This window comes from Romboutsia lituseburensis, from assembly GCF_024723825.1.
Taxonomy (GTDB): domain Bacteria; phylum Bacillota; class Clostridia; order Peptostreptococcales; family Peptostreptococcaceae; genus Romboutsia_F; species Romboutsia_F lituseburensis_A.
On the sequence record NZ_JANQBQ010000001.1, the window covers coordinates 1,521,330 to 1,546,303 of the forward strand.

Consider the following 24,974-nt stretch of genomic DNA (forward strand, 5'->3'; position numbering starts at 1 on the left):
TATTGATAAAAAGGTCACGATAAAGTGAATTATTTTTCACTTTATCGTGACCTTTTATATTTATTAATTAAAGTAATGATAGTTGATTTTCATCACTCATATTCTCAAGTGATCCATGAATCGTTAGAGTTTCTACAACTGTTTTAGATATCTTAGTTCTCTTTCTTAATTCTTCTTTAGAAATAAACTCTCCATTTTCTCTTTCTTTTTGGATATTGATTGCAGCATTTTCTCCTACCCCTTGTAGTGCTATCATTGGAGGTAAAAGTAGTTTTTCTCCTGCAACTTGGAATTTTGTAGCATCTGATTTGTATATATCAACTGGAAGTATTTTTATATTTCTTGCATACATCTCTAAAGCTACTTCAAGTACTGTTAACATATTTTTTTCTTTAGCCGTTGCATCATTTCCAAGTGCTTCTATTTCTTGTATTTTAGATTTTATAGCAGGTAGACCTTTTACTATTAAATCAGCATCAAAATCCTCCGCTTTAGTTGTAAAGTATGTTGCGTAAAATGCTTCTGGATAATGAACTTTACAGTATGCTAGTCTAAACGACATCATAACATAAGCTACGGCATGGGCTTTAGGGAACATGTACTTTATCTTTTGACATGAACCTATATACCATTCTGGAACATCATTTTCATGCATTTCTTCTATATGTTCTGGTTTTAAACCTCTACCTTTTCTTACATTTTCCATTATAGTGAAGGCATTTTTAGGCTTTAGTCCTTTGAATATAAGGTAGTTCATTATATCATCACGTGTTGATATAACATCATCTATTCCAACTACTTCAGCAACAACTAAATCTTGGGCATTATTTAACCAAACATCGGTACCATGAGATAGTCCAGATATTCTAACTAAAGCTGCAAATGTTGTAGGTTTTGTATCAAGTAACATTTGTCTAACGAATTTAGTTCCAAACTCTGGTATAGCAAGTGATCCTATCGGGCAATTTATATCTTCTGGTGTTACACCTAATGCATCTGTTGATGTAAACAGCGACATTGTTTCTGGGTCATCTAATGGAATATCTGTTGCTATTATTCCGGTTAAATCCTCTAACATCCTTATCATGGTCGGAGCATCGTGCCCTAGTATATCAAGTTTTAGTATACGTCCACTTATTGAGTGGTAATCAAAGTGTGTTGTTATAACTCCACAACTAGTATCATTTGCAGGATACTGTATTGGTGTAAAGTCATATACATCTTTATAATGAGGAACAACCATAACTCCTCCTGGATGCTGTCCTGATGTTCTTTTAACTCCCGTACATCCATTTGAAAGTCTAAGTACCTCTGCACTTGGAACGTGTATATTATTTTCTTCTACATATTTTCTTGCATATCCAAATGCTGTTTTTTCAGCAACTGTACCTATTGTTCCAGCTCTATAAACATATCCTTCCCCGAATAAATCTTCTGTGTATTTGTGTATTACTGGTTGGTAATCACCAGAGAAGTTAAGGTCTATATCGGGTTCTTTATCTCCTTCAAATCCTAGGAAAACTTCAAATGGTATATCATGTCCATCTTTTTTTAGAGGTTTCCCACATTTAGGACAGTCCTTATCTGGTAAATCTACTCCAGAACCATACTCACCTATCTCAAAGAAATATGAGTATTTACAGTTTTCATCCTCACAAATATAATGAGCTGGAAGTGGATTAACTTCTGTTATATCACTCATCGTTGCTGCAAATGATGAACCAACTGAACCTCTAGAACCAACTAAGTATCCATCTCTTAAAGACTTCGTAACTAGTTTTTGAGATATAATATACATTACGGCATATCCGTTACCTATGATTGAATTTAATTCTCTTTCTAGCCTTTTTTCAACAACTTCAGGAATAGGATCTCCATATATTCTTTTTGCCTTTGCATAACACATTTCTCTAAGCTCAACATCTGACCCTTCTATTTCTGGTGGAAATGTTCCATCAGGTATAGGCTTTATGTCTTCTACCATGTCAGCAATTTTATTAGTATTTGATATTACTATTTCATAAGCTGTTTCAGCTCCTAAATACATAAATTCATCCATCATTTCATTTGTCGTTCTAAAATGAAGATAAGTTTCTTCATCATCAACTTTAAATCCTTGTGAATATTTAAGTATTTTTCTAAGTACTGCTTCATGCTTATCTAAAAAATGAACATCTCCTGTTGCTACTGGTATCTTTTTAAACTTCTTGGCCACTTCTACCATTTTACGATTTAGCTCTCTTAGTTCGTCTTCATCCTCAACTTCACCTTTATCAAGCATAAATCTATTATTATCTATTGGCATTACTTCTATATAATCATATAAATCTATTATTTTAGCCATTTCTTCATCACTTACATTCTTTTTAACTGCTCTAAACACTTGCCCTGCTTCACAAGCTGAACCTATTAGTATTCCTTCTCTATGCTCTTCTAAAAAGCTTCTAAGGATTCTAGGTGCTCTATAAAAATGATTAACATGAGCATCTGATACTATCTTATATAGATTTTTAAGACCAGTATAATTTTGAGCAATTAATGTTATATGATTTGTTCCAAGCTTAGTATAATCAATTTTACCTAAAACTTCATTTACCTCTTCTAATGTATTAGCTCCTTTTTTAACCAACATATCTAAAAATTTTATAAATATAAGTGCAGTAGCTTGAGCATCATCTACAGCTCTATGGTGATTTAAAAGTGGAACACCTAAAGCTTTTGCTACAACATTTAATCTGTGTCTTTTTAAATCAGGAAGTAGTACTCTTGCTAGGGTTAATGTATCTACACTTTTGTTTGTAAATTCTAAGTTTTGTTGTTTGCATTTCTCTTTTATAAAACTCATATCAAAGTCTGCATTATGGGCAACTAGTACACTATCTCCTATAAACTCTAAAAATTGAGGTAAAACTTCTTCTATAGTTGGCTTGTCCTTTACCATGTCATTAGTTATACCTGTTAATTCTTGAATCTTATATGATATGTCTCTTTGAGGATTTATAAGTTCGCTAAATTTATCAACAACTTTAAAGTCTTCTATTTTAACAGCTCCGATTTCTGTTATTTTATCATTTGTATTTGAAAAACCAGTTGTTTCTATATCAAATACTATAAAACTTTGTGAAAGTGGCTTTTCATTTGCATCCTCTATAATTTCAGCAGAATCCTCTACTAAGTAGCCTTCAACCCCATATAATACTTTTATATTATTTGCTTTTCCTGCTCCCATAGCCTCTGGGAATGCTTGAACTACACCATGGTCAGTTATTGCAATTGCTTTATGTCCCCATTTAGCCGCTCTTTCTACTAATTTTTTTGTAGGGCATATGGCATCCATTGAAGACATTTGAGTATGAGCATGAAGCTCTACTCTTTTTTCATCTGATGTATCTTGTCTTTCTACTTTAACTTCTTCTCTTATACCACTTATAGTCATTGTAAGTTCTCTTTGATAAGTATCATATATTACATCACCTTTAATTTTTAAATATGATCCTTTTTTAACATGATCAAGAACACTATCTTTATTCATGTCATTTAAGAAAAGCTTACAACTTATTGAACTCGTATAATCCGTTACAGAAGCTATCATTAATATTTTACCGTTTCTAAGTTCTTTAGCTTCAATGTCAAATACTTCTCCCATTATACAAACAGTTCCTGATGTAGTGCTCAATGAATTTATTTTTTCAAGCATTGCATTTACATTTTCACCGTATATTAATTCTTCTTCTTCCTCTTCATCTTTTATAACGTACGCTGCTTCTTCATCCTCTGTATCTTCTTGTTTCGAACTTATTTCTAGTTCTTTAATTCTATCTTCTACTATTTTTTCCGACTTTCTAATTATTTTCTCTATATTAACTTCTTCATCTACAGCTCTTTCTATTTCAATATTTATATCCATACCTAATTCTTCACTTAACACTGTTTTTAAAACATGTATTAAATTTTGTTTCATAAGTCTTTCATAAAATAGTCCTTTTGGAAGTTTTATTTTTAATAAATCATCTATGCATAAATATTCAACTTGTTTATACCATCCTGCAATAGACGGACATAACTGTTTAAGTATATATATAACATTTGTCCAATATACTTTTAATATATCTTTATTTTTTTTCCTATCTAAGCCAGTGTATCTTATTTTTATCTTTATATCTCTAAAGTAATCTAATCTTTCTTTTAACTCATATCTAAATATATCTAACAATTCGTACGATACTATACTTTTTGATATTAAATAAAAATATACGATTTTATCTTCCTTAAAATAAGTTACTTTACTTATATATACTTCCTTTAACTGTTTTGAAAGTACGTTATTATTTATTTCTAGTTTATCAAGATATTCTTTTATACTTTCCATAAATTCCTCCTTCCTTGGATTTTATACACTAAATATATCATTTAAAATCTACATAATTTTTTATTTTTTATTGTTCTATATTAAATTTTTTAAATTATTACACGTAAAAAAGTCGCTTCGCTCCTGTCGCCAACGACTTCGTCCGTTGCTTAAAAATGTCATTTTTTACTTTCACAAAGGTGTTGACATTACTAAACTTCATGACTTATCCACATGTTTTAAAGTATCATAAATTCCGTAAGCATAAAAAATTTCTTATTAATTTAATATTTCTATTTTTTATTCCATAGATATTTTTAAATAATAAGAATGATAAATATTATATCATACATATATAGCCTAATTAATAAAATTTAATTTTAACCTATATATTATTTTTTTACCAATAATATTTTTAGTATTCAAATGAAAGTAATATATTTTCAATGCCCTTCTATATTTATTTTAATGTATTTTTAATTGGATTAGCTACAAATTACGTTTTTTTTAATAATATATTAAAAGACTATAATGTAAGGCGGTGTTAGCATGACTTCTTTTGATTCAAATAGATATAGAAAAATAGCATTTTATTATAAAGATTTAGGAGAAAAAAAACTTTTGAAAAGATCTGTATCTAATCTTAATATAGATAAAAGAGTTTTTCTTTATTACTCTAAATATAGCAACGTGCCAATATGCGCATTACCTAGGATAAAATTTGTTTTATCTTCTAGATCTGGTTTTTTATCATTTTGCTATAATTTTTTTACATTTGTAAACTCTAATGAAAATTGTATAATTATAAGTCCTTCTTCTATATCATCTATAGCTAAATTTGTTATTTCACACGAAGTTGGTCATATACTTGATCCAGATATCTATAAGTCAAAAGAAGAATATACTTTAATTTTATCAAATCTTATTGATAAACTAGTTGAATATAATATTGATATAGATACAAATGACTTTCATAAAGGAAATATACCTATCGAACTAGAATCTTGCGTGATTGATCTAAAAAAAAATTTAATAAATAGAGAATCTAAAGCCTGGGATATTGCTAAAACTATAGTTAATTTTGAAAACCCTAAGGAAGAGTTTTTGTTTAATAAGATGAAAGAATATGCATTAGCTACTTATAATTTTGGAAATCTTAAAAATATTGTTAAAGAGCACCATCTTGATATTTTCTTTAAGCGTAGACAGTACTCAGCTTAAATCATCTAAAAAAAGTGTCTCAATTAATGATTAAAATCATTGAGAGACACTTTTTTTAATTAATTTTAATTTTATAAATTAAAGGCTTATCTAATATATGAGGAGTTTTTTTCATACAATTATGTCCTATAAAAAGATTCTCTTCATTTTTATTTTCTAATAAAATATATATAGCCTCTCCATATTTTAAATCTGAATCATATTTAATCTCCTCAACTTCCAATTTTTCATAGCTTTGCAAACTTGTAGAGACCTTTCCACAAAGGTGTATTACACTACTATTTATAGAGTTATTTAGTTTCTCTAGAGTCCTTATTGTTGTATTTCCTACTATTTCTTTATATACTTTAGGTCCTACTATTTCAATTGATGACATTGGATCACTATAAGAAATTATATCTGCATCATTCTCTATTGCTTTTTTTGCATATTCAACTATATTATTTTCTATTTTATCGAGAATATTTTCTATGGTAGATTTATCTTTTCTCAAAGCTTTATAAATATATTTAGAATCTATTAATAAAGCTAAAATTGTAAAAGGACCACATATATTTAATACCACTGTTTCTCCTTTGCTTTTTAAAATAGAAATAGAATTTAAAACTTCTTTAATTCTTCCTCTTTCTAAGTTTATATTTTCTATGTTTAATAATTCATTTATATCTTTATATGCATAATTGCTTATTCTAGGGCAGTTTTCTTCATCACCCAACTTTATATTAGCGCCCATTGCTTCAGCTTCAACAGTAGTACAAAATGGAACTTTACATAAACTATCATTTTTATATAATTTTAATTTTTGTGATATATAAGCTATGTCTTTTGAGTTTGTATGTATTTGTGGAAATTTCAAATCAGTATTATCTATAATATCTATAGGTATATTTTCATTATCATTTTGATTGCATTTAAATATATTTTTCATAGCTTTCTCCTAATAAAAATTTGATTTGCTTAAGCCACTACATTAGCTCTATGCTTTATAGCGCCCACGAATTCGTACCTTATTTAAAATTTTTATGAGTTTTTCTTTTTCTAGTTTTTTTCCTATAATACACATTTTTGAATTAGTATCTACATCGCTATTACAAATATCCAGAATTCCATTTACATAATTAAATTCCAAAACATTTCCTGATAAAGTTTTAAAAAAACCTTTTGCTCTTATTATTTCACCATATTCTTTATTTTTAAAATTATCAAATAGCTCTTTCAGTTTTTCTACGTCTTTAATTTTAAAATCTGAAAAAGATATAGTACTTATTTCATTCATACTTAAATCAATACTTTCATATTTATTTTCTTTATTTTTATATTTTAAGCTATTTAGATTGCATTCATTTTTAAGGTTTTTTATCGAAATTTTATCCCAATCTTCAATTAATATGTTTAAGTTTTTATCTAATTGTTTTAAAGAGTTTGTAATATTATTTATTTCATTTTGTTTTAAATTTTTCGTTTTACTAAGTAATATTAAATTAGCATTTAAAATTTGGTCCTCAAAAAATTCTCCAAAGCTATCTATGTAATCAAAATAATTTATAGCATCTAATACAGTTATCAAAGAACTTATTTTACAATTTGCTTTAATTTCTTCACTACTAACCATAGATACTATTTCATTTAACATCGCCACTCCTGTTGGCTCTATAATTATCCTTTCAGGATTAAAGTCATTAATTACCTTTAAAATAGTATCTTTAAAATTTAGTTTCATGCTACAGCATATGCAACCATTTTGAAGTTCTATTATTTCGAGTCCATCTTTTTTTATAATATCCTTATCTATACCGATTTTCCCAAATTCATTTTCTATAACAACTATTTTTTCATTTTTATAAGCTTCTAAATATTTTTTAATTAATGTTGTCTTTCCCGATCCTAAAAAACCTGAAACTATATCTAAATCTATCATTTATTTCACCTTTAGAACTTTAAACAATCTGTAAAAAGTCTTTCATATCCTTCTTCTGTTGATAATTCACAATAACTTATATCCATTGCAATTTTCTCCATCTCATATCTTACATCCCTAGAAAGCAATGTCATTATAGCTCCTGTTTTTGAAGAGTTTCCTATGTACTTAATTTTATCTTTAAGCTCCTTAGGTATAATACCTACTCCAACTAAGCTATCAACACTAAGATGCTTACCAAATTGACCTGCAATAATAACTTCATCTAAACTTTTTATATCTATATCCATAGTTTTCAATAAAGCATAAAATCCAGATAATATAGCACCCTTAGCTAATTGTACTTGTCTTATATCTTCCTGAGTTATTGCCAATATTGGATTGTTAATATCTAACATAAATTTTCTCTTTTTATTTTCATCTACTATATTTTCACTTAGGTGTTTTAAGGTATCATCATTTTCAATAGATTCTCTTTTTTGTATTCGCCCTGTTTTGCCTATAATTTTTAGTCTAGCCATTTCACTTATAGCATCTATTATTCCACTACCACATATACCTTTAGCTTGTTTGTTTCCTATTACTTTCTTTTCTATTAAATCACCAATTTTTATATTTTCAATAGCTCCATCTCCCGCTCTCATTCCACAACTTATATTCATTCCTTCTAATGCTGGCCCTGCCGCACATGAACATGACGTTAGGTTTGATTTTTTAGATAAAACTATCTCTCCATTTGTACCTATATCTATAAATAAAATATTTTTATCCGTTTTTTGCAAATTGCAGACACAAACTCCCGCTACAATATCAGCACCAATGTAACTTGATACACCAGGTAATAAATAAACTTTGCCAAATGAAGATATACTTATTCCTAAATCATTTGCATTTATACTTTTGCCGCTTAAAAATACAGGTGAATATGGTGCTCTTCCTATTGATTCTGGATTAATTTTAATAAGTGTGTGCATCATTGTTGTGTTTGCTGCTACAGCTAATTCATATATATTTTCTTTCTTTATATTATTTTTTTCACATAGCTTATTTATTAAATCATTTATACAATCTATTAATACTTTATTTAATATATCAAGCCCATTTTCATTAATTTTACAAAAGTTTATTCTTGATAAAACATCTAATCCATATTCTTTTTGAGGATTTATATCACTTTCACAATCAATTTCGCATTGTTTATTTAAGTCTATAAGAGATGCAACTACTGTTGTTGTTCCTATATCTAAAGCCACTGAGTATAAATGCTCACTAGTATCTCTACATTCTATTCCGATTAATTTATCATCTAAATATATAACGCTACATTCATCATTTTCAAAAATATTTGGTAAATTTTTTAAAACTTGGTAATTGTTATTTATTTTTATCCCTTGAGCATTTAAAATATTTTCTAATGATAAATTATTTTCTAACGTGGGTTTATTTAATTTATATACCTTTTTTGTAAGAACTGGCGATTTTTTAAAATCAGGCATATACCCTTCTGTTAATATTTTATGTTTTTCTATTTCATTGTTTATAAATTCTACTTTTAAATCTCCTTTTGGATATACTAAACACCCTAATCTTATATTATTTCTTATCTCTTCTTCATTTAAAAATTTTAATTCTTCTTGTGCCAAATCATTTATATTTCCATCTATTATTTTTATTTTACATTTGCCACAAGTTCCTTTTCCTCCGCAGGGGCTTTCCATTCCTAAATTATTTTCTTGTATTATACTTAAAAGACTTTTTCCTTGTGTAAATTTATATTGTTTATTGTTTATATGTAAATAATTCATATGTACCTCTTTTTAATTACTATATTGTTTTGCACATTCTACTAAAACCTTTATATTATTTAGCTTACTTCTTACCCCTATTCCACAAGCTGGAGATAATATATCTACTCCACTATTTAAGCATTGATTAGAAATATTTTTTAAACTTTCTTCAGTTCCATTTTCAATTGCAAATGTGCTCACATTACCCATAATAATTTTTCCATGTACATTTTCAACAACTTGTTTTGCATTTGTTATAGAGTCAAAGCTTATTGCATCACTATGTAAATCATTTAATTCATTATATATACTTTTCAATTTTCCGCATATATGTATAATAGTTCCACCTTGTGCATAAGGCTTTAAGTTATCTATTATTTTATTTAAATATGGAGTTGCAAATTCATTAAATGTTTTAGCTCCTAATATCTCTCCTGTACCACTTGGATCTGATATTGTTAAAACATCGGCTCCAGCTTGTAATTGTGCTTTACCAAATTCTATAAGATTTTCTGTAACAAAGTCCATAAATTCATGTGCTTCATTTTTTTTCTTTCTTAGCTCTTTGTAGTATGTCATAGGTTCCATAAGAGAAGATGCTAAACTTACTGGTCCTGTTAAGTTGGCTACAATTGGAATATCATTATTTTTTTCTTTTAGAATTTTTATAGCATCTATTACTGTTTTTGCTCTTGCCGTATTTACATCAATTTGTTTTAATTCTATCCAATTCGAAACAGATTCTATTGGGTATTTTACAACTCTAGGCTCCGTGACTTTAGTCCCCATATATACATCAGCCCCCATACATTCTGCTTCTACAGTCATGCAAAATGGAACTCCAAAATTTTCAAATCCACCATTTTTGTACATTCCTAGCGTTAAATTTGCCATCATTTCTGAATCACTATGGGCCATTGGCCAAAATACATTTTCAATGTCCATAATGTCTTCTACTATCATATTCATCATCCCACCAGGACATATACATGGTTTTCTATCTACCTTTTCACCCTTTAAAACTTTATATAGTCTTTCTTTTTCAGTCATTATACCACCTCTTTTATAGTGGCTTTTTTCTTATTTATTAATTCTTTCGCAAGTTTAGAAGCCTTAGATGCCTCATGTGCATATCCATCCGCACCTATTTTATTTGCAAAACTTTGAGATATAGGTCCTCCACCTACCATAACTACAAATTCATCTCTTATATCTTCTTCTTTTAGCATATTTATTATTTTTTGCATATTATCCATAGTTGTTGTCATAAGTGTTGATAATCCAATTAAATCAGCATTTAACTCTTTTGCTTTATTTATAAATTCCTCACAAGGAACATCTCTACCTAAATCATATACTTCAAATCCAGAGGTCTCTAACATTATCTTAAATAAGTTTTTTCCTATATCATGAGTATCTCCTTCTACAACTCCAACTACTGCTTTATATGAATCTTTTGTTGAATCTTTTTTTAGATGTGGCTTTAGTATATTAATGCCTTCATACATAGCATCTGAACATAATAGAAGCTCTGGTATATAATACTCTTCTTCTTCATATAACTTACCTGCTTCTTCCATACCTGCTGCTAATCCTTTTGATATACCTTCATATGCTTCAAATTCATTTTCTACATATTCGTTTGCTATATCTATTACTTCTTCGTCTTCCATTTCTACAACACAACTTGCTAGTTTCTTTAATAGTTCTTCTTTTAAATTTGACATTTATATCTCCCCTTACAATTCATTTATATTTACTTTACTTGATCCAAATATTCTTGCTGCATCCATAAGAGCTATTATATTTTTGGGATCTGTTCCTATTGGAACATCACAACCTGTACTTAGTACAAATCCTCTTTGGCTATCGTGTGCCTTAACTATACATTCTCTTGCTTCTTTATATACATCTTCTATACTACCTCTTAACATTGTTTCAACAGGGTCTACATTTCCGATTACGCATACTTTATCTCCATATGCTTCTTTTAACTCGCCTATATCATCAACATTATCTAAGCTTAAATTAGATATACCTATATCTACCATATGCCCCCATACTTTTTTTGTTTTTCCACATATATGAAGAGTTGACCCTCCGCCTGTTCTTTCTATAATCCTATCCATACATCTTTTTAAATACGGTTTAGCAAATTCTTCAAAATTTCTTGAACTTATCATTGTACAAGATGCATTTGGTTCTGCAATTCCTGGAGTTAAACCTATATCGCAAGCTGCATCTATGTAATTTAAAACACTTTGAGTTGAAATTTCTAAAAGTTGATGGGCCATTTCTTTATTTTTAGTTAAATCTCTTAAAAACTTATCTGTTCCTCTTAAAAATGAAGCTACTGTGAAAGGCCCTCCTACTGATGTTCCTACACCGACTTCATTATCTAACTTATCTTTAGTTATTTTAAGCGCTTCTAAAAAATAATGTATTCTGCCGTCTTTATAAGGATCTATAGGGCTTAATTTTCCTATTTCACTATAATCATTTATTGCTGGTCTGTTAATATAAGGTGTGTTATTTAAAGGAAACATAACTTCACTTCCCATGGCCTCTGGTATTCCTTGAAGCCCCGGTCCAAAGCCTATACTATCTGGCCTAAATGTTTCAAAACTTTTTACAGCTACATCTACAAGCACATCTATAGAATGATTATAATCATATATTGTATGACCAAATGTAGGCGCAACGCTTTCCCCAAGAAAAGGTGAACATGGTATTCTATCAATTGCTTTTCCTTCTCCAAAAGCTTTCATTCTTTCTTTTGGAGTCATTTCATCTTTATTTATTATATATTTCATACATTTCTCCCCTTTTTTTATAGAACGTCTCAATTCAGAGCATATTTTACAGTATTAAGTATAAATATTCAAATAGTTATATTCTATAAAATAAGTTGTATGTATCAATTATTTCTATACATTTTATTAGTTACATAATATTTCATTTTTACCTTAATTTAATAAATTAAATACTCTATTTATCACTAATAATACTTTAAAATATTTACTATAATTAAATAAAAAAGCTAACATTAGATATGTTAGCTTTTTTTATTATTTTTTATAATTTGGAATCTCGTATATTAGATTACTACTTGTGTCATACATGTCCATTAATTTAACCATTATTCCTGATATTCCATTTGGCCAGTTTACATCGGTTGCATACTGATGCCATGTATAATCATAGTTAAATTTCATTTTATATATAGTATTTTGATTGTACTTAGAACTTCTTATATAATTTTGAGCTATCCATGCCGCAGAACCATCTATAGTAGCTTCTATGCTAGTCCATCCATTAGAGTATGCTGCTTCTGCACCTGATACATTTGCACTTTTATCTATTGCCCCTATTCCAAAGAAATTGTAAACTGTAACAGATTTAGATAATGACTGACCTTTATAAGATGTTATGGTTTGCCCTTGTGAAAGAGTTGATTTTCCATAACCAGTCTCCCACATTGCATGTGAAACAAGATATACAAGATCTATATTATATCTTTGTGCTGCATTTATAAATGCTTGTCCTTGGTTATAAAATACATTGGTACCAGATGAAGCTGGAGATAGTGAATTTAAATATGAATTTAATTCGCTAGCAGATATTCCACCTTTATAAGTATCTAATCTTAAAAATTGCATCATACCTTTAGAACTATTTTTAAAATTATCTGGATTTAAGAAATATTCTAAATCACTTCTCTCTGCTGGAATAAATCCTCTTGCTTCTCTCATCATAAACGTAGTCATTACTTGACTACTTCTCGGCTTAGATGAATCTATAACATTTGCTCCAACACTTGATCTCTCTAATTGAGCCACTACATGATCTTCTAAAGTATAATTTAAAGATTTATTATTTATTGTTGCACCATTCACATTCGTAGATGAATCCCCTCCTGGATTTGTTCCAGGATTTGTGTCTGGCTGTGTTGGTGGCACTTGCGTATTTTCACTACTTAGATATTGACTTGATGTATAAGCCACTTTACCTTTAAAATCTATTTTTGACCAACCATTACTTTCTGACATTATACCTACTTTTTCACCTTTTGATAAAGTTCCAACCTTAGAATAATTTGTACCTGGTCCACTTCTAACATTTAGTGAACTTATATTTACAATCTTATTTACTTTTATGCCTTCTGGTTTTTCATCTGGCTTTGGTGTTGGGTTTGTAGGTTGCGAAGATACATTACTTAAATATCTACTTGATGTATATGATATTTTTCCTTTATAATCTATTTTTGACCAATCATTACTTTCTGATAGAACTTTTACTTTTTCACCTTTTTTTAGTTTTCCAACTACAGAGTAACTTGTATTAGGTCCACTTCTAACATTTAAACTATCTGTATTAACTTGTTTAGTTGTTGTATTAATATTATTCGAACTTTGAGACTGATACTCATTTAAGTATTGTATAGAAACATACCCCAACCTTCCATCATATTTTATTTTTGCCCACCCATTACTTTGAGATAATAAATCCACTACTGTTCCTTTTTTTAACTTCATTATTATCCTATAACTAGTACCAGCTCCACTTCTCATATTTAAGTTATCCGTATTTACCTTCATTTGTTTTGATGAAGTGCTATTACTTGATTGATTTGAGTTATTAGAACTACTTTCATTTTGTATCTTTATATATGTAGATGATACCCATCCTTGTTTTCCTGAATTATTTTTTATTTTATGCCATCCATTAGATGTTTCATTTATATACACTTTTTCATTTTTTTTAACATTAAATAATACTGAATTGTTAGTCCCTGGTCCACTTCTAACATTCAATGAATTTGTTGTAACTATTCCTGTTTGACCTGATGCATGCACGTTATTTACTGCCATAGGTATCATAGCTAATGTCGCTAGGGCTATTTTTTTATTCATCTTACTCCCCCTCTTATCCGCATAAATATTTAATTAATATTTTATCTTATAAAAACTATCCAACTATTTATATACTTATTAAAATGCTATTATATAAATAAACATTATAATTAACATATTACGGTAAGATTAGGAAAAACTTTACAGTATCTTTCTATTTAAAATATTTTTCATTAATAACCTGTGCACATTTTATTCCATATGGAATCTTTGAAAAACCAGTTTCTTTTTTAAACACTTTAATTAAATTTTTATCATTATCTAAATAGTTTTCATGCTTAGGATATATTATTGGATATTCTAGATAAGACATAAAATATTCTAAATCTTTTCCACTACATTTTTTCCAAAACCCTTCCCAACAAGTATTATTTATATATTCATATGGTTCTAGTATTTCTCCATTTTCCATAAAGTACTTTATGGGATCTGGTAGTTCCTTGCTATTTTTATAAAACTCTATATCTAATTTACAAAACTCCTTTGTATAATTCGTAAGTTCTTCACTTATTTCATTCATTTTATATTCTATATTTAAAATTTGGTCTTCATTATTTTCTTTTATATTTTTTTTATATTCCCTAGCATATATTTCAAACATTCTATAGTTTGCTTCATTAATGCTCATATATATACACTCCTTTTTAATTTTTATTTTTATATTCGACTCAATTTAACGTTTTCCTCTTTAATATGACTAGTATTTATTTTCATTTTTAAATTTACATAATAACTATTTTTGCCATTAGTACAATTGATAAACTTTTAAATTTTAACTTCACTAAGATAATATAAAAAAAACCACTATAAAATTCATAAATTTATTTTATAGTGGCTTACTTTATCTATTATTTTATTAAATTGTTTATGTAAATACTTTACATATAAGTAAAATCAATCTAGCAAATATAATGTACTCTTATTTATTATTTAGTATTATTTTTTATATGAGATGCAACTTTAACATCTTCTCTTTTTATATGTCTAATCAACCAATCCCCTACTTTAAGGTTTACTTCCCCAACTAAAGCAATGCTTGGTCCATTTGCTAAAAGTTTCTCACGTATACTTTCAACAGTTGCTATAAACCCTTCATGGAATTTTTTGTGATTATTATAATCAGGATACTTATATTTTTGTTGTAATACTTCTTCATGAGCAAAATGAGTTTTTGTATAAGATGATAAAAAGTTTACTGTTTTTTCTACTTCTGCTCTTCCTTTTCCACCATTGCAAGCATCTAATAAATCATTTATTGCTTTTATAAGTGCCTTATGCTCTGTATCAATTTGCATGTTACCTGTTTCTAAATCACTAGACCATTGATATGCCATCTTCTGTCCCCTCCAAAACTAATATTGTTAATATTTTACAGATATTCATAATAGCATAATATGTTGACAAGGTCAATTTGAAATATCGTTTTGTAACATAAAAAGGTTAGGCTAATGCCTAACCTTTTTAATTATTTAATTATTTGTTTATTATAGATACCTTCTAAGCTAGCTTTTTTAACCCTATCTGATATAATTTTTTTATCTATAGTATAAAAACCTAATTCTTTCATTCTATTAAAATATATACTTCCTGCAAAAGTGAATCTTAAAGTATCACCTTCTGGTTTATGCATTTCACTATTAGAATGAGCTATAAAATCTCCTATTAAAAGATTTGTAGGTAGTTGTAATAAGTACATACCTATGCTATTTCTAGCTGCATTGTGTCCAGCTAGACTTCCTGTACAGATAGCTTCTGTATGCCCTACATAGAATCCTGATTTCTCACCAGCAACAAATAGATTACTAAGTCCCTTAACTCTCATATAATTGTCCCTAGGAGCTACAGATAAATATCTTATTGAATTACCTTTACCACCTGCATAAGGATCTACAATTATCGCTTTTTCAAATCCTGGTATCATTCTTAATTTTTCTAAATTATAAAATGGACTCATTAATTTTGCATGACCTGTATCAATTAAAACTAAGTTATTAGCAAAAGCCGGTAATGCATATTGTTGACAGACTTTAATATCTAGCTTTTCTTCGTTTATAAATTCTTCAGGTAAAGGTATAACAGCACGACCAGTTTCATTTAATTCTTTTTGAATAGCTTCACTTAATGATTCTTTTAATAGCTTCATAGAACCACTGAATGCTCCAGGATCCCCATTTCCTCTTCTTCCTAGCATATCTTCAATACCACATCTAGAACTTATACTTACCCTACCTCCAAAGGAAGGACATCTTAAAACACACATAGCGCATCCATTTCCATATTTAGCACAGTTACCCATAGGACCTGTCGATCCTGTTGTTTCTACAAAAGAATCCCCTTCTATAATTTCTCCATTTTCAAGTATAACGGCATTTATTTTGTTATCTTGCATATCAACGTCTACAACCCTACTGAAAAATTTAATTTCTATTCCCATTTCTATAATTTTGTCTCTAACAGGTTTTTCTATTTTTGTTACATTATAAATTGTTGCATGTTCATGCCCAGGAAAATCTATATTTTCATGAGTGCAATATTTATCTGTTAATTCAAATAATTCACTAGCACCTAATGCTATTGCTTCTTCACAAGCTGTAAATCTACCATTGTTTCTCATTATTCCCCCAACGTTCCCTAGTCCTAATAACAAGTCTGTCTTTTCAAGTATAACAACATCAGCACCTGCTTTTTTAGCAGATATGGCAGATGCACATCCTGCCCATCCACCGCCAATTACAACAACTTTTGGCATATCTATTCCCCCTATAAATTCTTAGAATTTAAAAAAGCTCTACTATCAACTTGTGCTTTACATGATTTAATTTTCTTGCCATTTACTTCTATTGTACATGCTCCACAAATACCTTCTCCACAACATATTAGGTTACTATTTGAAATAGCTAAATCTATATTTTGATCAACTGAGTCTACAATATCCATTATATATTTGTTGAATAAATCTGCACCTCCACTATATACAAACTCTACATTATTTCTTCTTATATAGTCTATTAAAAAATCTCTGTCTTCATTTAAATCAGTACTTTGGATATTTACACCTAACTCTTTTAGTTTTTCAATTATGACTTCTAGTATTATAGCCTGATTATTAATAAATACCACTACATTATTTTTATTTTCTAATAATCTTTTAACTACATTAATAGAATTCACTTGTGATAATCCATTTAATATTACAAGTGTGTTTTTTTGGTACGCACTCTTAATTTGTTTTATTCCAAATATACCGTTAAAGTATGGACCTTTTACCCAAACGTCTTCAAAGTCTATTATATTTTTTGTCTTAATTCCTCTAGACTTGATTACAACTTCTAAAATTGAGTTTTCAAAATCTACATCCATAACCGATATTGGAGTATTAAATATATCACTACTTCTATCCTTACTCTTTATTAATACAAATGCACCTGGACTACATAAATCTATTAACATAGATTTTGGTACACTTATTTTTATCAAAAAAGTTTCATTACTTAACTCCTTTACTTCATTGATTTTACAAAGAGTCTCTTTTCTTTCACACACAGGAATATTTTTATTATGTTGTAATTCATTGTAAATACACACTCCTTGCCATAAGCAATCACAAACTTTTTCACCTCGTGTAATTGGACATTTTATACAGTTCCCTGAGTATGCAAGATGACATGGACAATACTTGCTCCCTGCATCAGCACATAATTGATTATTAGCTTTTTTCAATTTATCCACTTCCTTAAAATGATTTTTTCAAATGTCTTAAAGCATATATTATTAATTTATTATTTAAACTCTATTTTGTTACACTAGCTTTTTTACTTTATATATTTTTACTTATTCTATTTTTCTTTGATTCAAATATACTATAATATATAAAAAGGTTACTTTTTAATTTTGTGCTATATTTATACATATAAAATATTACATACAAAAATTTTTTAATTTTTAGGGGAGAATATTATGGAAAATGCATTTATTTTTTCTAAAGAACATCTAATTATACTTTTAGTTTTTTCTATTTTTATGTATATTTGTCCTAAGCTTACTAATAATTTACTTCCGTATAGCTATATTGTTGAAAAAATAATATGTGGATTAATAATACTAGAAATAGTGTTTGAACAAGTTTCAATTATATCTATGGGTGGATATGATGTACTAACGTCACTTCCTATAAGTGCAAGTAGATTTTGTGCGTACATATGTATTGCTATCTTATTTTTTAAACAATATCAATTATTTAATGTATTTTTTTCTTGGAGTTTAGTTTGTTCTATTGGCGAGATTGTTTTTTTCCAAAACATACCATATAGATTTCCTAATATACTTCATTTTTTATTCATATTTTCTAAAGCTATATTACTTTATGCAAACGTATATATGGTTGAAGTAAGAAAATTTAAAATAAGCAAAAGCGCTATAAAAGACAACTTAATAATATGTTTTATTTACTTTACATCTATATTTATATTGAATAAATTCACAAATGCTAACTATTGCTACAGTTTTTCAAATATTAATTATTTTAGTATAATAAGTTTTATATTTCTTACTACTTTCATTTATATCCCAGTCTTCGTATTTGATAGGGATAACTTTAATTTTAAGTTTAAAAGATGACATTTAATCAATAAAGTTTTTAAATTGTAAATTTTGTAATAAATTTATTAAATATAAAAAAAGCTCGCTATTACTAGCGAGCATAAAAATTTCTATTTTCATTTAGTGTAAGAAGAAAATAAAAATCTTAGGCTACTTTAAATTATAGCACAATTTAATAAATTGTAAAATTTTATTTTTACTTAAATAAATATTATAAATTTAACCTAAAAAAGCTACACATTATATGTTTTCATATAATGTGTAGCTTTTTTAGTTAAAATAATGCTTTTATTATTGGCTTAGCTTCTATCATGCAATTAAATAAAATTTCTTTTTGATCTTCAGTTAATTTGTCTACTTTACTGCTTACAATAGCTAAAAACTTTTCTATTTCTTCTTGTACAATTTCATTCCCTTTTTCTGTTATGCAATAGAAAGTATTTCTTCTATCCTTTGAATCTTCCTCTCTGTATACATAACCTTGATCTACTAATTTATTTAACAGGATACATAAACTTGATGTTGAAACATATAAATCTTTACTTAAGTTTTTAAGTTCTATCTTTTTATGTTTTCTTATACTAACTAAAGCATAAAACTGTCTTTCTGTTAGAACCTTTTCTATTGTATTTCTTTCATCATTTACTATTTTTATTAAATGTGTAAAATAAGTCATATTTTCCATCATTATAGCAGAAATTTTTCTGTTATCCATAACATCACCTCAAAATCTAAGTCTTATACTTTTGTATTAATTCGCTATCTATTTTAATGTTATTTTATATTATACTACATATACATACTATTATCTATTAAAATAGTTTCATTCTAAAAGTTAAATACTAAAAAGCTAAATACGTAAGTTTTTAAGTATATTATACATATTATCCAGCAGGAAGTAAATTTATAATTTCATTTTTCAAAAAAAACTATCTACAGGCCATGAACTATAGCCTGTAGATATGTATTACTTCTTCCTTTTTTCTTTTTCATCTGCCTTTGATAAATTTTGAATTTTCTCAATTACCTTTGGTGTTACCGCCAATATATTATCTACCATATTCATGCTATTATCTAAACTCATAAGCCTAGTTTCTCCATTTTCAACTACTACAAATGCTACAGGTTGTATTGAAATAGCACCCGCACTACCACCTGCAAAATTTGTATCTACTTTTTCGTCTATATTTTTTTTAGTATCATCATACCCTTTAGAATACTCTCCTCCACCTATACCAAATCCTATAGTAACTTTAGATATAGGAACTACTACTGTTGTTTCCGTTCTTATAGGATCTCCTATTATTGTATTCGCATCAATTGAACCTTTTATAGTTTCAAATGTTTTTTCCATAAGACTTTGTATTGACCCTGTTGATCTCACTTATTCCACCATCCTTTTTTATTCTTTTATTTATTTTAGCTTTCTTATAAATTTTAATCATCACTATAGATATATTTATAATATCCTTAATAGTTGGTTTTATATGTATTTTGAAATTTCCTTTTATATAATTTTTTGTAAAGTCAGGTGTAATATTTAAGTAAATTTTATTAGGAGTAAATATATTTATAATATTTCCATATATAGTATTTATAAATACATATATGAAACTTGTAAAAATAATATTTTCATTTCCAAAGCTAATATAACTATATATCTCTTCTATTTTTACTTTAAATATTAAATTAAGTATATTTCTTATATCATATAATTCTATAGATTTTTTGTTTATCTTACTATTTTTATTTTTTATCTTATTTTTACCTTTCTTTTTATCTTTTTTTACTTTACCTTTATTTAAGGGGTAAATAGGTATTTTTATATTTATTAAATTAAATATATACTTAATATTCAAATTTACATTTATGTCATTATTATTTACCTCGCTAGTAATAATTATATCTATTGATGATTTTATGAATTTAAACATCAATACAGCTGTAAAAATAATTAAAATTAAAACAGTAATTAAAAATATCCCATTATATCTCATAGTAATATTATCTTCTAAAAAATAATTATATATACTTGCTATTAAAATTTTTTCCTTTTTAGGAATTAATAAATAGTCATATATTTATACAAATCAATATTTGTAGTTTTAGATAAATAAAAAATGTGCTTAATTATAAAATTTAATTTTATAATTAAGCACATTTATCTTATTTATCTTTAGTTTTAGGCTCTTGATTTTCCTCTAATGGAGGTAGATCTTCCAGTGTTTCTATACTAAGTAATTTTAAAAATTCATCTGTAGTCTTATATATTATAGGCTTTCCTATCTTTTCAAGTCTTCCAGCTTCTTTTATAAGTTCATTCTCTAAAAGTACTTGGACAGCTCTATCACACTTGACCCCTCTTATTTCTTCTATCTCAACTTTAGTTATTGGTTGTTTATAAGCTATAATTGTAAGTGTTTCTAATGTTGCTTGACTTAGACTCTTCTTTTTCTTAGGTTCTAGTACCTTTTTTATAAACTCAGAATAATCCTTATTAGTAGTCATTTGATACTTATTTTCTAATCGTATTATTTGTATTCCTCTGTTATTTTCCTTATACTCATCAATTAATGAATTTAACATTATTTCTATTTCTTTTCGTGAAAGTTCTTCATTTATAATATTATTTAATTCTTCTATTGTTATAGGTTCTGAGTATGCAAACATAACAGCTTCTATAATATTTTTTATATCTTCACGTCTCATACTTACCTCTCAGCATTTTTCTTTATTAATATATCATCAAAGAATATGTCTTGCTCTACTACTATTTCTTTACCTTTTATTAATTCTAAAATTGATAAAAAAGTAGCTATAACTTCATTTTTATCACTTGTTTTTATTATTTTTGTAAATCTAACTTCATCTTCTTTGTTGATTATATTTCTTATATAATTTATTTTTTCTTCTACAGAAATAATTTTTGTTCTAACAATTGTTTTTAATTTATCATCACTTATTTCCTCTTCTTGCTTTCTTACTTTTAATATACGAGGAAGTATATTTTTTATAGCTTCTATTGATATTGACTCTAAATCTAATTTTTCATCTATTACTATTTCTTCTTTAGTCCTATAATATAATTCATTTATATAGTTTACATTATCTTTTAGATTTTCAGCCGCTACCTTAAATCTCTTATATTCCTCTAACTGTTCCATAAGTTCTAATCTTGGATCTTCTTCTTCATCTTCTTTTTGTTTGTATAATAAGTATTTTGACTTTATTTCTAAAAGCTTAGATGCCATTATTATAAACTCACTTGTTATTTCTAAATCCATTTTTTCTAACATCTCTAAATAATTTAAATATTGTTTAGTTATATCTATTATAGATATATCTTTAATATCTATTTTATGCTTAGAAATCAAGTCATATAGTAAGTCTAGAGGACCTTCGTATACTTGTAATTGTATATTATATTTCATCTTCTACCTCTTAACTACATTATTTTATAAAACATTTGTACTATTCCCCATATAAAGTTAAATATTGGAGATATTATTATAGAGTATAAATTTGTAAATATTAAAAGTAATAATATCGGATAACTCATACTCTCAAACTTATAGATAAACTCATTATATTTATATGGTATAAATGGTGATATAACACCCCATCCATCTAGTGGTGGTATAGGAAGTAAATTAAATGCAGCAAATGATATATTATACATCATTGTAACTGATGCTATATCTCTAATAGCTTCCATATTAACATGCTTCATTATTATTACACAAACTATAGCTGCAAGTATATTTCCAATAGCCCCTGCTAACGATACTATAACATTTCCAACTTTATAATTTTTAAAGTTGCTTGAATTTACAGGAACTGGCTTAGCCCAACCTATTCTAAATATAAGCATCATTAAAATCCCAATAGGATCTATATGCTTAGCTGGATCTAAGGTCATTCGACCATACATTTTTGCGGTGTCATCACCTAACAAGTGTGCTGAATATGCATGTCCAAATTCATGTACTGATATAGCAACAGCTATAGCTACTATTCTTATTAATATATCGCTTAAAATCGTTGCAAAATTCATATTTCTTTTCTCTCTCCTAAATTACAATTTTAATACTATTATACCAATATATAAAATTATAATCAAAGTATTTATATAGTATTTTGATTATTTAAATTCCAAATATTTTCAATAAAAAAAGAAGTCATATGACTTCTTTTTTATTATATCATGTTATCGATTACTCTTTGTAACATTTGTAAGTAGCTAGCTTTATTTATATCTTTAGTATTTACCAAATCAACTTTTCCAACTAGCTTATCGCCTTGATATACTTCAACTTGTCCAAGAACTGTTCCTTTTTTAATAGGTATTGTAGGATTTTCATTTACTTTTACCTTTTTAGTAAAATCTCTATTTCCACCTTTTTTTATTAAAACTGCTAAATCTTCCTTAGCAACTAAGTTTACTTTGTTATCTTCGGCTTTATCTAAAGTTAAAGTTGACATATTATCATCTTTAGAACATAGTTTTAAACTTTCATAATTTGCAAATCCATAATTTAATAAGTTCGATGCATCTTTAAATCTTTCTGGAGATGTTTCTGCTCCAAGTGTTGCTGCTATTAAATGAGTTTCTCCTCTTTTGGCAGATGCAGCTAAGCAATATTTTGCTTCTTGAGTAAATCCTGTCTTAACTCCTGTTGCTCCTTGATAGTGTTTAATCATTTTATTAGTATTTGCAAGACCTACAGTTACTTGTTTTTTCCCAACAACAACTTTGTCCATCCAAGTTGTTAAATACTTATTTATAGCTTCATGTTTTAATAGTTCTCTAGACATTAAAGCTATATCATGAGCTGATGTATAATGATCTGCAATAGGTAAACCATTTGTATTAGAAAAATGAGTATCTTTCATACATAATTCTTGAGCTTTTTTATTCATCATATCCACGAAAGATTCTACGCTTCCTGCAACATGCTCTGCCATTGCTACACATGCGTCATTAGCTGATGCTACTGCTATACCTTTTAATAATGTATTAACATCTTGTGTTTCTCCAGGTTCTAAAAATATTTGGCTGCCTCCCATACTAGCTGCCGTATCACTTATTTGAACGTTATCATTTAACTTTATCTTCCCAGCATCTAATGCCTCCATACATAATAGCATTGTCATTACCTTAGTTACACTGGCTGGAGGAAGCTTGTCATGTGCATTTTTTTCATATAATATTTGCCCACTACTAACATCCATTAGTATTGCTGATTTTGAAGAGATATTCATTGGCGCATTTTTGTCTTTATCATTACCATATGCCTTACTCATAGGCATTATAGCAAGTAACATAGCTACCACTATACTAGCCAATCTTTTCATAGTTGTCACCTCTTAACATTATTTTAAACTTATTTTGTCACCAAATACTTTTTTTATTCTGATTGACTAGTTTTACTTGAAAAAGCATTTCTTTTTGCTTCTAACTTTTTAAAATGGTGAGCTAAAGCTCCATTACTATGTGCATTTTCGATTATGTCAAATGCATATTCATAATCCATTCCATAATCAGCAGCAATCTCCATTCTCATTTGTTTTAAAGCCATCTTTGCATTTATATCGCTCATAACGATACCTCCTATTAGTAATTTTATATATATATTTATTTTTTACTAATATTAGGCATTTATAATTGTTATTTTTTGTATTTTGTTATTATTTTTTCCAATATTCTAAATTGCTATCTTATCAAATAAAAAGGATACCTCTTGCGAGATATCCCTTTATATCAATTAAAATATTATTTCCCTGCTAATTCCATAGCTCTTTGTAATACTGCTTCTCCATTACACATACCGTAATGAGCCATATTTATAACTTCAACTGGAGCTTTTCCATCAACTATTTTTTTAGCTTTTTCTAACATAAATCTAACTTGTGGTCCTAATAATAAAACATCAAAGTTACCTAATTCTTTATCTATATTAGCTTCACTTATAGCCCATATTTTTGCCTCTATTCCCTTTTCTTGTGCAGCCTTTTCCATTTTAGTTACTAGTAAAGATGTTGACATACCTGCTGAACAAGCTAACATTATTCTTATCATAACCATTTCCTCCTAATATTTATATATAAAATTTCATTTTTTTACACCCTTGAAAACGTTATTAACGTTTATATTTTTATAATACACTATATCCTTTTAATTGTCTATA

Annotated in this window: 23 protein-coding genes; 2 read left to right on the plus strand and 21 right to left on the minus strand. The window is 27.5% G+C overall.

Going from position 1 to position 24,974, the window contains the following annotated elements; all coding sequences use genetic code 11:
- Window positions 1-67 precede the first annotated feature (67 nt).
- Complete coding sequence (locus NWE74_RS07415; RefSeq protein ID WP_258242585.1) at window positions 68-4,369, minus strand: PolC-type DNA polymerase III; 4,302 nt, start codon at window positions 4,367-4,369, stop codon at window positions 68-70.
- A 528-nt stretch (window positions 4,370-4,897) separates the two neighbouring features.
- Between NWE74_RS07415 and NWE74_RS07420 the strand changes: the two genes are divergently transcribed.
- Entirely contained in the window at window positions 4,898-5,569 is a 672-nt protein-coding gene (locus NWE74_RS07420) for a hypothetical protein (protein WP_258242586.1), read from the plus strand.
- A 55-nt stretch (window positions 5,570-5,624) separates the two neighbouring features.
- On the opposite strand, the gene NWE74_RS07425 is transcribed toward NWE74_RS07420, so the two are convergent.
- From NWE74_RS07425 to NWE74_RS07475, 11 genes are all read right to left on the minus strand, one after another.
- Window positions 5,625-6,497: a uroporphyrinogen decarboxylase family protein gene (locus tag NWE74_RS07425; RefSeq protein WP_258242587.1), complete on the minus strand. Its 873-nt coding sequence runs from the start codon at window positions 6,495-6,497 to the stop codon at window positions 5,625-5,627.
- A 48-nt stretch (window positions 6,498-6,545) separates the two neighbouring features.
- Window positions 6,546-7,487 (minus strand): GTP-binding protein, encoded by a 942-nt coding sequence (locus NWE74_RS07430; RefSeq protein ID WP_258242588.1) that lies wholly within the window; start codon window positions 7,485-7,487, stop codon window positions 6,546-6,548.
- A gap of 11 nt (window positions 7,488-7,498) precedes the next feature.
- A complete protein-coding gene (locus NWE74_RS07435) occupies window positions 7,499-9,292 on the minus strand; it encodes an ASKHA domain-containing protein (protein ID WP_258242589.1) in 1,794 nt (597 codons plus the stop codon).
- A 12-nt stretch (window positions 9,293-9,304) separates the two neighbouring features.
- Window positions 9,305-10,324 (minus strand): methylcobamide:CoM methyltransferase MtbA, encoded by a 1,020-nt coding sequence (locus tag NWE74_RS07440; RefSeq protein ID WP_330666331.1) that lies wholly within the window; start codon window positions 10,322-10,324, stop codon window positions 9,305-9,307.
- Window positions 10,324-11,001 (minus strand): corrinoid protein, encoded by a 678-nt coding sequence (locus NWE74_RS07445; protein WP_258242590.1) that lies wholly within the window; start codon window positions 10,999-11,001, stop codon window positions 10,324-10,326. The genes NWE74_RS07440 and NWE74_RS07445 overlap by 1 nt, the downstream gene beginning before the upstream one ends.
- Before the next feature lie 12 nt (window positions 11,002-11,013).
- Window positions 11,014-12,087, minus strand: coding sequence for a uroporphyrinogen decarboxylase family protein (locus NWE74_RS07450; RefSeq protein ID WP_258242591.1), 1,074 nt, complete (start codon window positions 12,085-12,087; stop codon window positions 11,014-11,016).
- Between the two features lie 255 nt (window positions 12,088-12,342).
- On the minus strand, window positions 12,343-14,187 hold the full coding sequence (locus NWE74_RS07455; RefSeq protein ID WP_258242592.1) for an SH3 domain-containing protein: 1,845 nt from the start codon (window positions 14,185-14,187) through the stop codon (window positions 12,343-12,345).
- Window positions 14,188-14,341: 154 nt separating this feature from the next.
- On the minus strand, window positions 14,342-14,815 hold the full coding sequence (locus tag NWE74_RS07460) for a hypothetical protein (RefSeq protein ID WP_258242593.1): 474 nt from the start codon (window positions 14,813-14,815) through the stop codon (window positions 14,342-14,344).
- 298 nt (window positions 14,816-15,113) lie between these two features.
- Window positions 15,114-15,521 (minus strand): bacteriohemerythrin, encoded by a 408-nt coding sequence (locus tag NWE74_RS07465; protein ID WP_258242594.1) that lies wholly within the window; start codon window positions 15,519-15,521, stop codon window positions 15,114-15,116.
- A gap of 131 nt (window positions 15,522-15,652) precedes the next feature.
- The gene (locus NWE74_RS07470) at window positions 15,653-16,936 is read right to left on the minus strand and encodes an FAD-dependent oxidoreductase (protein ID WP_258242595.1); all 1,284 of its coding nucleotides are present in this window, start codon (window positions 16,934-16,936) and stop codon (window positions 15,653-15,655) included.
- A gap of 11 nt (window positions 16,937-16,947) precedes the next feature.
- Complete coding sequence (locus tag NWE74_RS07475) at window positions 16,948-17,916, minus strand: 2Fe-2S iron-sulfur cluster-binding protein (protein WP_258242596.1); 969 nt, start codon at window positions 17,914-17,916, stop codon at window positions 16,948-16,950.
- A 228-nt stretch (window positions 17,917-18,144) separates the two neighbouring features.
- On the opposite strand from NWE74_RS07475, the gene NWE74_RS07480 reads away from it, so the two are divergent.
- Window positions 18,145-18,804, plus strand: coding sequence for a YwaF family protein (locus NWE74_RS07480; RefSeq protein WP_258242597.1), 660 nt, complete (start codon window positions 18,145-18,147; stop codon window positions 18,802-18,804).
- A 256-nt stretch (window positions 18,805-19,060) separates the two neighbouring features.
- Here NWE74_RS07480 and NWE74_RS07485 read toward each other — a convergent pair whose 3' ends face one another.
- The 9 genes from NWE74_RS07485 to NWE74_RS07525 all read right to left on the minus strand — a co-directional run bounded on the left by NWE74_RS07485 (window position 19,061) and on the right by NWE74_RS07525 (window position 24,862).
- Window positions 19,061-19,501 (minus strand): MarR family winged helix-turn-helix transcriptional regulator, encoded by a 441-nt coding sequence (locus NWE74_RS07485; protein ID WP_258242598.1) that lies wholly within the window; start codon window positions 19,499-19,501, stop codon window positions 19,061-19,063.
- A 252-nt stretch (window positions 19,502-19,753) separates the two neighbouring features.
- Entirely contained in the window at window positions 19,754-20,170 is a 417-nt protein-coding gene (locus NWE74_RS07490) for a GerW family sporulation protein (RefSeq protein ID WP_258242599.1), read from the minus strand.
- Complete coding sequence (locus NWE74_RS07495; protein ID WP_258242600.1) at window positions 20,124-20,783, minus strand: DUF2953 domain-containing protein; 660 nt, start codon at window positions 20,781-20,783, stop codon at window positions 20,124-20,126. The genes NWE74_RS07490 and NWE74_RS07495 overlap by 47 nt, the downstream gene beginning before the upstream one ends.
- Before the next feature lie 169 nt (window positions 20,784-20,952).
- Window positions 20,953-21,495 carry an SMC-Scp complex subunit ScpB gene (gene scpB, locus NWE74_RS07500; RefSeq protein ID WP_258242601.1) on the minus strand — a complete coding sequence of 181 codons (543 nt, stop codon included), beginning with the start codon at window positions 21,493-21,495 and terminating at the stop codon, window positions 20,953-20,955.
- Window positions 21,496-21,497: 2 nt separating this feature from the next.
- The gene (locus NWE74_RS07505) at window positions 21,498-22,217 is read right to left on the minus strand and encodes a segregation and condensation protein A (RefSeq protein WP_258242602.1); all 720 of its coding nucleotides are present in this window, start codon (window positions 22,215-22,217) and stop codon (window positions 21,498-21,500) included.
- Window positions 22,218-22,231: 14 nt separating this feature from the next.
- Complete coding sequence (locus tag NWE74_RS07510; RefSeq protein ID WP_258242603.1) at window positions 22,232-22,840, minus strand: site-2 protease family protein; 609 nt, start codon at window positions 22,838-22,840, stop codon at window positions 22,232-22,234.
- 143 nt (window positions 22,841-22,983) lie between these two features.
- Window positions 22,984-24,141: a D-alanyl-D-alanine carboxypeptidase family protein gene (locus NWE74_RS07515; RefSeq protein WP_258242604.1), complete on the minus strand. Its 1,158-nt coding sequence runs from the start codon at window positions 24,139-24,141 to the stop codon at window positions 22,984-22,986.
- A gap of 53 nt (window positions 24,142-24,194) precedes the next feature.
- Window positions 24,195-24,386, minus strand: coding sequence for a CD1290 family small acid-soluble spore protein (locus tag NWE74_RS07520; RefSeq protein ID WP_092724695.1), 192 nt, complete (start codon window positions 24,384-24,386; stop codon window positions 24,195-24,197).
- A gap of 173 nt (window positions 24,387-24,559) precedes the next feature.
- Window positions 24,560-24,862 (minus strand): PTS sugar transporter subunit IIB, encoded by a 303-nt coding sequence (locus tag NWE74_RS07525; protein WP_258244435.1) that lies wholly within the window; start codon window positions 24,860-24,862, stop codon window positions 24,560-24,562.
- Window positions 24,863-24,974: the final 112 nt, after the last annotated feature.